This is a genomic window from Streptomyces sp. NPDC002206, from assembly GCF_053593595.1.
On sequence record NZ_JBSFCW010000002.1, the window covers coordinates 533389 to 547631 of the forward strand.

Genomic DNA, 14243 nt, shown 5'->3' on the forward strand with positions numbered 1-14243 from the left:
CAGGGCAATACATCTAGGGCGTGGGTGGTGTCACCGACGCCAGGTAGGTCGCCATCTCGCTTCCGTTGTTGCTGTAGCGGTGAGGCCGTGTGGCGTCGAAGGTCAGCGCCTCGCCCGCCTGCACGTCGAAACGCTGATCGGCGACGTGTACCGTGACCGTGCCGCTGATGACGTAGGCGCATTCGACCGCGACATGGCTCCACGGCTCGTCGCTGGAGGCATGGCCCGGTTCGAGCTTGCCGAGCAGGACTTCGAGCTGGCCGTTGCTCGGCGTCAGGCGTTCGTACTGCACGAGGCCCTTCGGCATGAGCAGCCGGGAACGTTCGTCGGGTCGGCTGTGGTGAGCCGTGAGCGGGGCTTGCTCATGGAACAGCGAGGCGGCCGACGGACCGAACACCGTGCTCAAGGCCCGGAGGGTCTTGAGGCTCGGCTCGCGGATGCCCCGCTCCACCTGGCTGAGCAGGGTCGCTGACAGGCCGGTCTGCGCCGCGAGATCGCGCAGGCTGAGCCCCGACTCCGTCCGTAGCGCGCGTAGCTGGTCTCCCATCACGGTGGTCAGCCTAGCTGAGCCGTGCACCCTTGTGCACTCTTGTACACCCGAGGTGCGTGGTCCCTGGGAAGCTTCGGCACGCTACTGCCGAAGAGTCACCGGTTGACAGCCACGGCGTCGTGCACTTTTGTGTACTCGTGTAAATAAGTACACGCCCTTGCGTTACCCTCAACGTCATGGAGAGTCCACCGCCAATGAGCGCCGACAACCATCTGGTCTTCCGCGGAGGAAAGGCACTGGCATTTTTGCCGGTCGCCGTGTTCCTCGGTTTCTGCGTCGTCTTCTTCGTCGTGTTCAAGACGTTCGACATGACCGCCCTCGCCGCGGGAGGTGTCGTCGCGCTGCTCGTCGGCGCGCTGTTCGCCAAGCCGTATTCGGCGTACTGGTCCGCCGTGACCAGGGGGATCGGATCGTCCACCGCGGTCACGATCGTGATGATCCTGTTCTGCGTGGGTCTGATGTCCGCCCTGATCAAGGAGACCAACGTCTCTGGCGGGTTCGTGTGGCTCGCCGAGTTCCTCGGCGTCGACGGCGGCACCTTCACACTGTTCACGTTCGTCGCGGTGTGCATCATCTCGATGTCGACGGCGTCGTCCATAGGGACGATGTTCACAGCGTTTCCGATCTTCTACCCGGCCGGCGTGTTCCTCGGCGCCGAGCCGGCGTTCCTCGCCGCCGCGGTCATCTCCGGCGCGATCTTCGGAGACAACGTGGCCCCGATCTCCGACACGACCGTCATCTCGTCGTCGACGCAGGCGTTCCGACGCAAGACCGGCACCGCCGATATCGCCGGAGTCGTGCGCAACCGCGCTCGTTTCGCCTTCACCGCTGCAGCCCTCGCGGCCGTCGGGTTCTTCGTGCTGGGGTCGTCGGGCCGCTCGAGCAATTCTGCACACTCGCAGGAACTGCTGGAGCAGGCCGCCAACCCGCTCGCCCTCGTGATGCTCATCCCCGTCGCGCTCATGCTCACCGTGGCGCTGCTCACCCGCGACATCTTCAAGGCGGTCACGATCGGGCTGGCGACCGGGATCGTCACCGGCCTCGCCTCGGGCCTGCTGACCCCTGAGGGAGTCATCGGCGTCCGCGACGGGGCTCCGACCGGATTCCTGATCTCGGGCGTCGGCGACATGCTCAGTGTGATCGCTCTGGTGGTGGCCGTGTTCGGCATCATGGGCGTACTCACGGACGCGGGCATCCTCGACTGGCTCGTGGGCGCCCTCACCGGAAGCCGGCTGTCCCGCACCCCGCGCGGTGCGGAGTTCGCGATCGGCATCGGGATCTCGGTCACCACGCTGCTGTTCGGCGGCGTGAACTCGGCCGCGATGCTCACGTTCGGCCCGGTCGCCGACAAGATCGGCGCCCGCGTCGGCCTGCACCCGTACCGCCGGGCGGTCGTCATGGACTGCTTCGCGATGGGGATCGCCGCCATCGTCCCCGTTCTCAGCGCCTATCTGTTCATCGGCGCGCAGCTCACGACCGGGTTCAAGGGCGTTCCCGCCCTGGCCACGACGGAGATCTTCGTCGCGATGCTCTACCCGCTCGTCCTCACCGTCGTCCTGGTCGTGGCGGCCGCGACCGGTTGGGGTCGCCGTTTCGAGGGCCCGGACGGCGTCGAATTGAAGCGACCCGAGCGCACGCCCGCCGCGGTCTGACCGGCACACCCCAGCAAGAACACCACCGGACGACGGCAACTGGAGCACGCATGGATCGCAACACAGTCAACTGGCGCGGCTACATCCCCGCAATCACCACACCGTTCACCCGCGAGGGCTCGCTCGACATCGACGCGTTGCACGTGCAGGTCGCCTGGCTCGTCGACGAGGGCATCCAGGGTGCGATCCTGGCCGGCACCAGCGGCGAGTGGTTCTCCCTGTCCGCGAAGGAACGCGCGGAACTGTTCGCGGCGGGCGCCGAGCACCAGAGCGGCGCCTTCCCGGTCCTCGGCGCCTGCAATGCGTTCACCCCGCAAGAGGCAATCGCCCACGCCCGCGCGGCGGAGGCGGCAGGCCTCGCCGGCATCCTCCTCACCCCGCCGCCCTACATCGTGCCCAACGGGAAGGAGATCGTCGCGTTCTACCGGGCGGTCAGCGATGCCACCGACATCCCGATGACCGTGTACAACTGGCCGCGCGGCTGCGTCGTGGACATGGACGTGGAACTGCTGACCGAGCTCGCGCAGATCGAGAACGTCGTCGCGATCAAGAACTCGACGGGAGACTTCGCGAGCTTCCTCGCCGGGATGTACGCGCTGGAGGGCGAGGTGCGGTACTTCGGCCTGCCCACCAACGCGCTCGGCGCCGACCTTGCGATCCTCGGCCACGGCGACGGCCTGATGGGAACGGGCGGGATCCTCGGCCGCGACCAGGCCGACTTCTGGAACGCCGTCGACGCCGGGGACCGGGAGCGCGCGGTCCAACTGGGCAAGAAGGACCGCGTGTACATGGACGCGTGGTTCCGTCCCGACTACGGCGTGCAGTTCGGCAACCAGCAGGCGATCATCAAGACCGCGCTGCGGCTGCGTGGCATCCCCGCGGGTTTCGTGCGGGCGCCGCTCCTTGAGCTCACACCGGACGAGGTCGCCCGCGTCGAGGCGACCCTGCACGAGCTCGGCATCGACACGCACCCGCTCGCCGATGACTGAGCGGTACGACCTGGTTGTCGTCGGCGGCGGGCTGCTCGGCTGCCTCACGGCGTGGATGGCCGCCCGCGACGGTGCGCACGTGCTCCTGGTCGACAAGGATCAGGTGAACCAGCACGCCTCGGGCCAGAACGCCGGGAGCCTGCACTTCCAGCTCGAATACCGGATGGTCGAGGCAGGCGAGGAGGCCGCGCGCGTCGCCGCGGAGGCGATGCCGCTGCACCTCGACGCCGCCGCGATGTGGGCGCGCATGGAGGACGAGATCGGAGAGCCCCTCGGCGTGCGCCAGACGGGCGGGCTCATGGTCGCCGAGAACGCCGACCAGGTCAGGATGCTTGAGTTCAAGGCGGAGCTGGAACGCTCCTGGGGCCTCGATGTGCGCACGCTCGATCGCACCGAGCTCGACGCCGTCGCACCGTACCTCTCACGGAACATCCTCGCAGCCAACCTCAGCGCGCTGGAAGGAAAGGCGGACGCCCGCATCGCCGCTCCCGCGGTCGGCCGCGCGGCCGTCGCGGCCGGTGCGAGCGTGCGCACACGCTCCCGCCTGGTCGGCGCGCATCGCGTTCCGACCGGATGGGAAGTCACCCTCCGGGAGACGGGCCGCGCAGGAGACGAACAGGCCCGCACCGTCCGGGCCGCCGCAGTCGTGCTCGCCGCCGGCGTGTGGACGACCGAGCTCGGGCGGATCTTCGACTCAGAGCTCCCCACTGTCCCCCTCGCCCTCACGATGACCGTCACCTCGAAGATCCCCAAGCTCATCCCGCACCTCGTTCAGCACGCAGGCGCGCGCCTGTCGCTCAAGCAGTCGCTCGACAGCACGGTCCTCATCGGCGGCGGGTGGCCGGCACGTCTGATGAGGGACGCGCACGGCGCCCCGGCGTTCGACCGCAAGCACCAGCTGATCCCGCAGTCGATCGCAGGCAACGCGCGTGCGGCCGTGAACACCGTTCCCGCGCTGGAACGGGTACCCGCCGTGCGCAGCTGGGTCGGCGCAACCACGGTGGCACCCGACCAGCTCCCGCTCGTCGGCGCGGTCAAGGGCGCGCCCGGGGTGTTCGTCGCCACCGGCGGATCGGCGTTCACCCTCGGGCCGAGCTTCGCGCGGGTGCTGACCGGCCTCATCGCCGGGCGCTCACCCGATATCGACCTCGCACCGTACGACCCGGCCCGCTTTGCGGAAAGGAGCACCTCATGACCACAGACAGTGCCTGGCGTCGCACCGCGCAGGAGCGCGGCGACGCCGTGACGATCGGCGTGGACGGTGACCCGGTTCGAGCCTGTTCGGGCGAGACGGTGGCCACCGCCATGCTCGCCGAAGGGGCCGCGTTCGAACGAGACCGCACCGGGGCACCCCGGGCGCCGCTGTGCAACATGGGGACGTGCTTCGAGTGCGTCGCCACCGTCGACGGCCGGCCGCTGACCCGCACTTGCCTGGTCCCGGCGCGCGAGGGCATGGTCATCGAGACGTCAGGGAGGCTGTGATGTTCGATGTCGCGATCATCGGCGCAGGTCCGGCGGGCATGTCGGCGGCTCTCACCGCAGCCGACCATGGTCTGACGGTCGTGGTCATCGATGAGCAGCAGCGGGCGGGCGGGCAGATCTTCCGTCAGCCGCCCGAGGCCTTCACCGGAAGCATCCTGCACCCCACCGCCGGCTACGACTGGGCCACCGAGCTCATCCAGCGGTTCGAGGAAGACCCGCGACTGACGACGGAGCTCGGCTGGTCTGCGATCGGTGTGCTGCACGACGACGCAGAGCTGGACGGTCTGTGCGTGGCGATCAACCACCCGGAACACGGCACTCGCGTGATCGGCGCGCGGCGGCTGCTGATCGCCACCGGCGCCTATGACCTCCCCGTCGCCTTCCCCGGCTGGACGCTGCCCGGCGTCATGACTGCCGGCGGTGTCCAGACCCTCGTCAAGGCACAGAAGATCGCACCCGTCGGCGACGTCGTGCTGGCCGGGGCGCATCCGCTGCTGCTGCTCGTGGCCGACCTGCTCGTCCGCGACGGCGTCCCGGTACGCGAGGTCGCGTTCGCGCAGAGCATCCCGACGCCGATGGACATGCTCCGCGCCCTCGGCGCCGTACCCGGTCATCTGCGGATGCTCGCAGAGACGGGCGCGATCCTGGCGCGGCTGGTGCGCAAGGGCGTCCGAGTCTCGCCCCGGACCATCGTGACGGCCGCCCACGGCACGGAACGCGTCTCCCGTGTCGAGCTCGCCCGGGTCGACCGGCGGTGGGAGGTGACGGGCGCACCCCGCGAGGTCGCTGCATCGCATCTCGTGCTCGGGTACGGCTTCTCCGCGTCGACGGAGCTTGCCCGCCAGATCGGATGCGAGCTCGCGTTCGACTCGCCACGGGGCGGCTGGGTGGTCGCACACGACGAACGACGGCAGACATCCGTCCCTGGAGTGTTCGTCGCCGGCGAGCCCACGGGTGTCGCCGGCGCCGACCGGTCCCGCGCCGAGGGCGCGCTCGCGGGTCTCGGGATCGCCGCCGACCTCGGCCGCGCCGTGCCCCCCGCGGCGTTCGCCGAAGCGGAACGTGATATCCGTAAAGCGACACGATTCTCCACCGTGGTGCAACGCATGTTCGAACCGGTCCGCGAGGCACTCGGAGATCTGGCGATGCGAGAAACCACCATCTGCCGATGCGAAATGGTCACACGCGGCACAATCGACGACTTCCTCGCATCGTCGCCGTTCGTCAGCGACGTCAACGCCGTCAAGCTCTCCTGCCGCACAGGCATGGGCCCCTGCCAGGGACGCTACTGCGAGAGCAGCGTCGGCACGATCCTTGCATCGGCGCGCGAGCAGCCGATCGGGCTCGGCGGACGCTTCTCCGCCCACCTGCCGGTCAAACCTGTGCCTGTCGGGGACCTCCGAAGCCTCGACTCGGCTGCCGAGCAATCCGCATCGGACGGATCGGATCCTCTTCGTTCGTGACCGGTATGCCACGGCCGTTGGACATCTCCAGCTGATCTCTGACGCCGCGCGCCGATCCACCAGGGATCACGGGACAACCCTTTGGCGCCGCATCAGACGAGGACGCGGCCGAGGAAGTCGTGGATGTACTGGGTGATGTCTCAAGATGGCTCTCCAGGGCGAAGTGCCCGGACTCGAGCAGGAGGATCTCGGCATGGGGCAGGCCCTGGATGAAGGCCTGCGCACCCGCCGGGCCGAAGATCTCGTCGTTGGCGCCCCAGACCGCACAGGGTGTACGGCTGACTTCCTGAGCTGGGAAGTCAGCCGTCTCTCATACCTGGAGGGCACTCTCAGGGCAGGCCCTGATCCGGAGCAGCCGACCCGAGGGGTTCGAGGAAGTCTGGACCACCGCCCGCTGAAAGATCTCACCCCGGCCGTCATGGCTCCCGAGGCGGGCATGAGGAAATGCCACCCATCCTGAGACAAGAACGCTCAGCCAAAGCGTGAGACAGACCGAGAAGCAGCCGGTCAGCGCGATGGCGCATGACACGAGCCGCGAGATCCTACACGTGCCCTCCAGCCTCCTGGACTCCTCCTGCCCCGGCGTCCTACACAGCGTCGTCGGCGAAGCCGACGAAACGCACGCGATGAAGGAGCGGAACACCTCGCGGTAGCGTCGTCGTTGAGGTCGACGGAGAGGAACCCCGCAGCATGCTGCAGCCCACGGACACCGCCCACCACGACGCCCCCCGCGGGCTCATCCTGGACTTCGCCGGGGTGCTGACCGGGGACCCCCGCCCCGTGCACCGCGCATGGTGCGAGTCCGAAGGGCTCCCCGCGGAAGCATGGCGGGCGACGCTCAACGACCATCCCGAGGGGCGGCGGCTGTACACCGCCCTGGAGATCGGCCAAATCGCCCAGGCCGAGTGGAACGAGGGGACTGCCGCCCTGCTCGGCGCACACGTTGCACCGGAGAACCTGATGGGACGCGCCTGGGCGGGCGTACCGTCGGCCCGACGCATGGCGGCGCTCGCCCGCGCCGCCAAGGACGCCGGATACCGGCTGGCGCTCCTGTCGAACAGCTTCGGACTGGAGCCGTTCAACCCTTACGCTCATGCGGGCATTTGGGACCTGTTCGACGTCCACGTGGTCTCGGAAGTGGTCGGTCTCGCAAAGCCCGACCCGGCGATCTACCAGCTCACCCTGGACCGCCTCGGCCTGCCGGGGCCGGCCTGCTTCTTCGTCGACGACCACCCAGTGAACCTTCCGCCCGCCGAGGCCCTCGGCATCACCACCGTCCTCGCGACAACTGAGAACGAGACGGTCGACGAGCTGGAGCGCCTCCTCGGGGTGAACGCAGTCCTCCCCGAGGAGGCGCTTTCCAGCCAGCCCGCCAACTCGCCGTCATTCAAAGGGTGCACGCACCTGTGGTGAAGTGGGTACGGTCCAAGCCTGGCTTGAACGGCAGATCGCCCGCGGCGTTCAACTCCACCTCCTCGATCTCCTCGACACCGACATCGGACAAACCCACTGGCCACAGACCTGAATCGGTGACCCGCGAAGTCCGGGCCTAGGCTTCGCGGGAGAGCCGGTCAAGGGATCTTCGGCTCGGGTGCCGATGGGGTTGAGGCCGGTGGGCACGAGATCTGGGCCGGCACGGGCGGGGGCGACTCCTCCTCGATGTCGAAGTGCCCGGCTTGCTACGCGTCCGCCACCGAGTCGAACTGCACCTCGTCGCGCCCCACCCCCCGCGCGTCCGCGTCCACCGACCGACGCAGCGCCTCATGCAGCTTCGCCGGAGTCAGTACGCCGAGGAAACGGGCGCCGTCCAGCACCGCCACCCACCCGGCGTCCTGCTGGAGCATCTCGCTGAATGCCTGCTTCAGCGGGGCTCCGACCGGCACCCACGCGTCCATCCGGCGGGCCAGGTCCCCGACCGTGCCGTTTTCCCCGGCGGTCCGCAGCGCGTCCGCCGACACCCAGCCGTGCAGCTCCCCCTCGCCGTTCAGTACGACCGCCCAGCGGGCGTCCACGTCGTTCAGCCGGGCCGCCGCCGTCCGGGCGGGTTCGTCGAGCCGCGCGACCGGCGGTTCCTCCAGGTCGTCCGGCTCGATCGTGGTGACCGACAGCCGCTTCAGTCCCCGGTCCGCGCCCACGAACCGGGCCACGTACGGAGTCGCCGGCGTGCCCAGCACGGCGGCCGGGCTGTCGAACTGCTCGATGCGCCCCTCCCCGTACACCGCGATCCGATCGCCCATCCGGACCGCCTCCTCGATGTCATGGGTCACCATCAGGACCGTCTTCCTGACCGTCGCCTGCAGGCTCAGGAACTCGTTCTGCAGACGCTCGCGCACCACGGGGTCGACCGCGCCGAACGGTTCGTCCATCAGCAGAACCGGCGGATCGGCGGCCAGCGCCCGTGCGAAGCCCACCCGTTGGCGCTGGCCTCCGGAGAGCTGGGCGGGGTAGCGGGACCCGTACGTCTTCGGGTCCAGTCCCACCAGATCCAGCAGCTCGGCCGCCCGCTCCCGCGCCCTCGCCCGCTTCCAGCCGACCAACGAGGGGACGGTCGCCGTGTTGTCGAGGACTGTCCGGTGCGGGAAGAGCCCGACCTGCTGGATGACATAGCCGATCCGGCGGCGCAGCTTCACCGGGTCGATCTGCGCGATGTCCTCGCCGTCGACCAGGATCCTGCCCGAGGTCGGCTCGATCAGCCGGTTCACCATCATCATCGTGGTCGTCTTGCCGCAGCCGGACGGTCCGACCAGCGTGACGAGCTCCCCTTCGCCCACCTCGAAGGACAGCCCGTCGACCGCGGTCGTACCGTCCGGATAGACCTTGCTGACCTGCTCGAACCGGATCATGACTGCACGCTAGGAGCGCTCCGTGCACGGCGCACACGGGCCGGGACCGTCCGAGTCACGGCCGTGTGCTGAACTGTCTGTGAAACATCTGATCCAGGAGCATCTCTTGAGCAGTTACCGGCAGCCCGGCGTCGTTCTCACCGACCGTCATTTCACGGTTCCTCTCGATCACACCGATCCGGGCGGTGAGCAGATCGAGCTCTTCGGCCGGGAAGCCGTCGCCCGCGGCAAGGCCGACGAAGAGCTGCCGTGGTTGGTCTATCTGGAGGGCGGACCCGGCTTCGGGGCCCGCCGTTTCGTCGGTACGGAGGCCTGGCTCGGGCGGGCGGTGGAGGAGTTCCGCGTGCTGCTCCTCGACCAGCGCGGCACCGGCCTTTCCACGCCTGCCAACCGGCAGACGCTGCCGCTGCGCGGCGGCCCGCGCGAGCAGGCCGACTATCTCGCCCACTTCCGGTCCGACAACATCGTGCGCGACTGCGAGCTGATCCGGCCGCAGCTGACCGGCGGCGCCCCGTGGACCGTGCTCGGCCAGTCGTTCGGCGGCTTCTGCGCGGTCCGCTATCTGTCGGCCGCCCCCGAGGGGCTCAAGGCTGTCCTGATCACTGGCGGGCTGCCCTCGCTCGATGCCCACGCGGACGACGTGTACCGCGCCGCGTACCCACGGATCGAGCGCAAGGTCGCCGCCCACTACGCCCGCTACCCGCAGGACGTCGAGCGCGTCCGCGAGATCGCCGCGTACCTTGCGGAGCACCGCCCGGAGAGCGCCGGACACCGCCTCACGCCCGAGGGGTTCCAGTCCCTGGGCATCATGCTGGGCAGCGGCAACGGCAGCCATCAGCTGCACTACCTGCTGGAGAACGCCTTCGTCCGCACGCCGCTGGGCATTGAGCTCTCCGACACGTTCCAGGAAGCCATGCGCACCGCCAACTCGTTCGCGGGCCACCCTCTGTACGCCCTGATGCACGAGGCGATCTACGGCCAGGGCAAGCAGCCCACCGGCTGGGCCGCCGAGCGGGTCCGTGCCGAATTCCCGCAGTTCGACGTCGCCACCGCCCTGGCGGGCGACGGGCCGGTGCTCTTCACCGGCGAGACCATCCACCCCTGGCACTTCGAAGTCGACCCGGCGCTGCGTCCGCTGCGCGAGACCGCCGAACTGCTCGCCTCCCGTACCGACTGGCCCGAGCTGTACGACCCCGAGCGCCTCGCCGCCAACCAGGTGCCGGTCGCCGCGGCCGTCTACCACGACGACATGTACGTCGACACGGAGCACGCGCTGTGCACCGCCGCGTCGATCCGCGGACTGCGCACCTGGGTGACGAACGAGTTCGAGCACGACGGTCTGCGCGCCGGGGGACCGCAGGTGCTGGACCGGCTGCTGGCCCTCGTCCGGGACGACGTCTGACCCGCTTGCTCACGGCAGGAGCCGGTCACGCGGGTGGCGCGACCGGCTCCTGCCGTACGGGCACTTCCGTACCGCTTCAGCTCTGCAGTGCGTCCAGCGTGGCGTCGAAGTCCACCGCCGAGCGCGGCGCCCGGTTGTGCGGCAGCTTCGCGAGAACGGCGGCCATCCCGCAGGTGTTGGTCACCGCGGAGAAGACCAGACCGGAGCCGACGCCCGCCGACAGCCAGCGTGCGGCCGGGAAGCGCCGGCCCGCGAGCAGACCGGCCACCACGAGCGAACCGGCGGCGAACCGGACCTGACGCTCCATCGGCCAGGTGGCCCGGGCGCCGGCGGGGCGGTCCAGGCCGTGGCCCTCGCCCTCCCATGCCGACGTGCCGCCGGACAGCGTGACGGCGTCGATGTCCGCCGCGGAGAGAACGTCGCAGGCTCGGGTGGAACGGACACCGGAGGCGCATACCACGAGCAGGGAGCCGCGGGCCGACGCCGCCTTCAGAGCGGGCAGCGCCTCGTCGAGACGGTCCAGCGGGATGTTCAGCGCGCCCGGCACGTGCCCGGAGGCGTACTCGCCCGGGGCGCGCACGTCGATGACGGTGAATTCGCCGATCCGGGCTGCGGCCTGGGTGGGGGAGAGGGAGGCGGGGCTGGTCACGAGGGATGCTTCCTTTCGTCGCCGGGGCGTACCCCGGACAGGCTAGAATACCCCTTGGGGTATTCGAAGGAGGATGTGTGGAATTTGACATGGCGGCCGACGAACTGAAATCGGTCCTCAATCGCCTTCGCCGCGCTCAGGGCCAGCTTGCCGCGATCATCAGGATGATCGAGGAAGGCCGGGACTGCGAGGACGTCATCACGCAAATGGCAGCCGTTTCGCGCGCGCTCGACCGGGCGGGTTTCGCGATCATCGCGACGGGCCTTCAGCACTGCATGGCCGACGACAGCGCCGAACCCGCCGACCGGAACCAGATGCGCGCCCGGCTGGAGAAGCTGTTCCTCTCGCTCGCCTGAGCCCGGATCCCGATCCGCTGTCGACGGCGTGGCGTGGCTCAGACCACGCTGTCGACCAGCATGAAGAGCGCAACGGCGAGCAGCGATGCGCCGAAGATCCGCTGGAGTGCGGCAGTGGACACCTTGGTGGCCAGACGCTTGCCGTCCCAGGCCCCGAGGACCGCCGCCGCCGTGAACGGGGCGATCACCGCCCAGTCCAGCGAGGTGGGGGTGGTGAGCCGGGTGGCCAGGGCAGCCGTGGAGTTCACCGTGATGACGAGCAGGCTGGTACCGACCGCTGCCGTCATGGGGACGGCGAGGACGGTGACCAGCGCGGGCACGGCGAGAAATCCGCCACCGACCCCGAGGAACCCGGTCACGGAGCCGAGGCCGGCCCCGGCGCGCACGGCCCGCCAGGCGTCCGTACGGTCGGCGGGGTCCGGGGCGTACGCCCCGGCCGAAGTCGCCTCGCAACGCGCAGGCGCCCGCGGTCGGATCATCCGCACCGCGGCCACGACCGCGAGCACTGCGAACGCCGCCGTGAGCACCCCCGTCGGAATCCGGACCGACAGTGCCCCGGACACCGCTGCCGGCACGATGCCCGCCATCGCGAAGAGTCCGCCGGTCCGCCAGCGGACGTGACCGTCCCGGGCATGCGCCACCAGCGCGGTCAGGGAGGTCGCGATGACGATGAGCAGAGCGGCGGTGGTGGCCGCGGCCGGGGTGAAGCCGAGCAGATAGATCAGTGCGGGAACGGCGAGGACACTGCCGCCGCCGCCCAGCCCGCCCAGTGCCAGACCGACCACCGCACCGGCGACCAGGGCCAGGATCAGGGTGGTCATGCGACGGTGCCCGCCGCTCCGTGACGGTTCCGCACGGGCAGCCCCTCGGCCGCCCAGGCGGTCATGCCCCCGGTGACGTCGACGGCGTCGGTGCCGCGTCCGGCAAGGATGCGGGCGGCCTGCCGGGAACGGTGGCCGGAACGGCAGACGACGACCACCGGGCGGCCCGAGGCCGAAGCGGGCAGTGTCTTCCCGGCGGCCAGCCGGGAGAGCGGCAGATGGACGGCGTCCGGAGCGTGTCCGGCTTTCCATTCGGGGGTTTCGCGTACGTCGAGCAGGACCGCCGCACCATCGGCGGTCCGCCGACGGGCCTCGGCCGGGGTGACGCGGCCCGGGCCGCGCCGGAAGAAGGACATCAGGGAAGGCATGGGGAAGTGCTCCAGAAGTGCAGGACGGGGAAGTCCGACGGTCAGGCGGCGGCCGGTGCGGTGCCGGTCGTCCTCTCGGGTGCGCCGGCTGCCGGAGCCGCGATCGTCAGACCGGCGGCCTCGGCAGCGGCGAACCCGTCGTCGACGGCCACGACCTCACGGCCGGCGGCGTCCAGCAACGACGCCGCGATCGCCGCCCGCATCCCGCCCGCGCAGTGCACCCACACCTTGCCGCCCGGCACGTCGTGCAGCCGCTTGGGCAGCTCGTGCACCGGGATGTGCACCGACCCGGCGACAGCTCCGGCCCGGCGTTCGGAGTCCCTGCGGACATCGAGAATCACCGGCTGCTCGCCACGCTCGCGTGCCGCGGCCAGGCCCGCGAAGTCCGACCTGCGGAACGAGCGCAGCTCGTCCGTGGTGCGGACCCAGGTCTGCGGGTCGCCGGTCGCAACGGCCACCGGGCGGCCGATGCCCACCCGGGCCAGCTCGCGCTGGGCGTGCGCGACGTCGTCGGCGCTGTTCGCCAGCAGGGTGACCGGTCTGCCCCAGGGGATCAGCCACGCCAGATATGTGGCGAGCTGGCCCTCGCCCTCGAAGTTGAACGAACCGGCGACATGCCCCTCGGCGAACGCCACCCTGCTGCGCAGATCCACCACCCACTCACCTGCGGCCAGCCGCCGCGCGATCTGCTCGGCGTCGGCCCGGGCGGGTGGGGTCAGATCGACCGGGTCGGGACCTGCGGCGTTGGCCGGGCCCATGTGCGCGTAGTAGGCGGGGACGTCGTCCAGCCCGGCGAGCAGCTCGGCGACGAATGTGTCCACATCCTTGACGAGCGCGTCGTTGCGGGCTCGCTCGGCACCGATCGTCGTGGTGTCCCCGTCGGCCTGCGCGGAGGAACAGAAGCTGCCGAAGCCGTGGGTCGGCAACACGGGCACGGCGTCGTCGAGCTCGTCGGCGAGGCGGTGCGCGGAGGCGTGCTGGGCGCGGGCCAGCACGGCGGTGAGCCGGGGCTCCACCAGGTCGGGCCGGCCCACGCTGCCGATCAGCAGCGAACCGCCGGTGAAGGCGGCCACCGGGCGGCCGTCCTCCTCCAGCACGTACGAGGTGTGGTGCGGAGTGTGCCCGGGAGTGGCCATCGCGCGCAGCGTCAGGCCCTCGTCGACCGGGGCGGTGTCCCCGTCGGCGACCGGCACCCGGTCGAACGAGACCGGCGCGGCGGCGGGCACCAGGTATGCGGCCCCGGTGACACGCGCCAGCTCCAGGCCGCCGGTCACGTAGTCGTTGTGCAGATGCGTCTCCACGACCAGGGCGATCCGCACGCCGCGTCGTGCCGCTGCGGCGATGACCCGGTCGATGTCGCGGGGCGGGTCCACCACCAGGGCGGAGTGCCGCCCGCCAGCCAGATAGCTGCGGTTGCCGAGGCCGGCGGTCTCCATGGTGTCGACGAAGAACACGGCGTGATTCCTTCCGTACGGGTTACCCCGGGGGGTATCTCTCACCGAGATTAGCATCTATACCCCGGGGGGTATTTCTGGCTCCGGTGTGACGTGCGGAACGACGGGGCCGTCGCGGACCCGGCGCCGCCGGGCGCGAGGTCGCCCACGCGCTCGCCACCCGTGGCGAGGCGGCTACCGACGCGCCGGGCCGGGGGTGCGCGTACCGCTGCGC

The 14243-nt window shown here is 70.3% G+C and carries 14 protein-coding genes and 1 pseudogene; 8 read left to right on the plus strand and 7 right to left on the minus strand.

What is annotated here, in order from left to right; all coding sequences use genetic code 11:
• Positions 1–13: 13 nt before the first annotated feature.
• Positions 14–547 (minus strand): helix-turn-helix domain-containing protein, encoded by a 534-nt coding sequence (locus ACWCP8_RS07295; RefSeq protein ID WP_352263768.1) that lies wholly within the window; start codon positions 545–547, stop codon positions 14–16.
• Between the two features lie 197 nt (positions 548–744).
• Here ACWCP8_RS07295 and ACWCP8_RS07300 point away from each other — a divergent pair, with 197 nt between their 5' ends.
• The 5 genes from ACWCP8_RS07300 to ACWCP8_RS07320 are packed head-to-tail and all read left to right on the plus strand — an operon-like array spanning position 745 to position 6136.
• Positions 745–2202 carry a Na+/H+ antiporter NhaC family protein gene (locus ACWCP8_RS07300; RefSeq protein ID WP_352263402.1) on the plus strand — a complete coding sequence of 486 codons (1458 nt, stop codon included), beginning with the start codon at positions 745–747 and terminating at the stop codon, positions 2200–2202.
• A gap of 50 nt (positions 2203–2252) precedes the next feature.
• Positions 2253–3191 carry a dihydrodipicolinate synthase family protein gene (locus tag ACWCP8_RS07305; protein WP_328624824.1) on the plus strand — a complete coding sequence of 313 codons (939 nt, stop codon included), beginning with the start codon at positions 2253–2255 and terminating at the stop codon, positions 3189–3191.
• Complete coding sequence (locus tag ACWCP8_RS07310) at positions 3184–4386, plus strand: NAD(P)/FAD-dependent oxidoreductase (RefSeq protein ID WP_352263405.1); 1203 nt, start codon at positions 3184–3186, stop codon at positions 4384–4386. Before ACWCP8_RS07305 ends, ACWCP8_RS07310 begins: the two co-directional genes overlap by 8 nt.
• A complete protein-coding gene (locus tag ACWCP8_RS07315) occupies positions 4383–4673 on the plus strand; it encodes a (2Fe-2S)-binding protein (RefSeq protein ID WP_352263407.1) in 291 nt (96 codons plus the stop codon). The genes ACWCP8_RS07310 and ACWCP8_RS07315 overlap by 4 nt, the downstream gene beginning before the upstream one ends.
• Positions 4673–6136: an FAD-dependent oxidoreductase gene (locus ACWCP8_RS07320; RefSeq protein WP_451114721.1), complete on the plus strand. Its 1464-nt coding sequence runs from the start codon at positions 4673–4675 to the stop codon at positions 6134–6136. Before ACWCP8_RS07315 ends, ACWCP8_RS07320 begins: the two co-directional genes overlap by 1 nt.
• 92 nt (positions 6137–6228) lie before the next feature.
• On the opposite strand, the pseudogene ACWCP8_RS07325 reads toward ACWCP8_RS07320, so the two are convergent.
• A pseudogene (locus ACWCP8_RS07325) lies at positions 6229–6416 on the minus strand (alpha/beta fold hydrolase); the annotation flags it as partial.
• Between the two features lie 410 nt (positions 6417–6826).
• On the opposite strand from ACWCP8_RS07325, the gene ACWCP8_RS07330 reads away from it, so the two are divergent.
• Entirely contained in the window at positions 6827–7549 is a 723-nt protein-coding gene (locus ACWCP8_RS07330) for an HAD-IA family hydrolase (RefSeq protein ID WP_451114723.1), read from the plus strand.
• A gap of 266 nt (positions 7550–7815) precedes the next feature.
• On the opposite strand, the gene ACWCP8_RS07335 is transcribed toward ACWCP8_RS07330, so the two are convergent.
• A complete protein-coding gene (locus tag ACWCP8_RS07335; protein WP_451114725.1) occupies positions 7816–8979 on the minus strand; it encodes a betaine/proline/choline family ABC transporter ATP-binding protein in 1164 nt (387 codons plus the stop codon).
• A 106-nt stretch (positions 8980–9085) separates the two neighbouring features.
• Between ACWCP8_RS07335 and ACWCP8_RS07340 the strand changes: the two genes are divergently transcribed.
• The gene (locus tag ACWCP8_RS07340; RefSeq protein WP_352263416.1) at positions 9086–10381 is read left to right on the plus strand and encodes an alpha/beta fold hydrolase; all 1296 of its coding nucleotides are present in this window, start codon (positions 9086–9088) and stop codon (positions 10379–10381) included.
• A gap of 76 nt (positions 10382–10457) precedes the next feature.
• Here ACWCP8_RS07340 and ACWCP8_RS07345 read toward each other — a convergent pair whose 3' ends face one another.
• Positions 10458–11030 (minus strand): rhodanese-like domain-containing protein, encoded by a 573-nt coding sequence (locus ACWCP8_RS07345; RefSeq protein ID WP_352263418.1) that lies wholly within the window; start codon positions 11028–11030, stop codon positions 10458–10460.
• 77 nt (positions 11031–11107) lie between these two features.
• Here ACWCP8_RS07345 and ACWCP8_RS07350 point away from each other — a divergent pair, with 77 nt between their 5' ends.
• On the plus strand, positions 11108–11386 hold the full coding sequence (locus tag ACWCP8_RS07350; RefSeq protein ID WP_352263419.1) for a metal-sensitive transcriptional regulator: 279 nt from the start codon (positions 11108–11110) through the stop codon (positions 11384–11386).
• Positions 11387–11424: 38 nt separating this feature from the next.
• Here ACWCP8_RS07350 and ACWCP8_RS07355 read toward each other — a convergent pair whose 3' ends face one another.
• The 3 genes from ACWCP8_RS07355 to ACWCP8_RS07365 are packed head-to-tail and all read right to left on the minus strand — an operon-like array spanning position 11425 to position 14029.
• Positions 11425–12207, minus strand: a complete 783-nt coding sequence (locus ACWCP8_RS07355; protein WP_352263420.1) for a sulfite exporter TauE/SafE family protein — start codon at positions 12205–12207, stop codon at positions 11425–11427.
• Positions 12204–12563, minus strand: coding sequence for a rhodanese-like domain-containing protein (locus tag ACWCP8_RS07360; protein ID WP_451114913.1), 360 nt, complete (start codon positions 12561–12563; stop codon positions 12204–12206). The genes ACWCP8_RS07355 and ACWCP8_RS07360 overlap by 4 nt, the downstream gene beginning before the upstream one ends.
• A gap of 53 nt (positions 12564–12616) precedes the next feature.
• On the minus strand, positions 12617–14029 hold the full coding sequence (locus tag ACWCP8_RS07365) for an MBL fold metallo-hydrolase (protein ID WP_352263422.1): 1413 nt from the start codon (positions 14027–14029) through the stop codon (positions 12617–12619).
• Positions 14030–14243 lie beyond the last annotated feature (214 nt).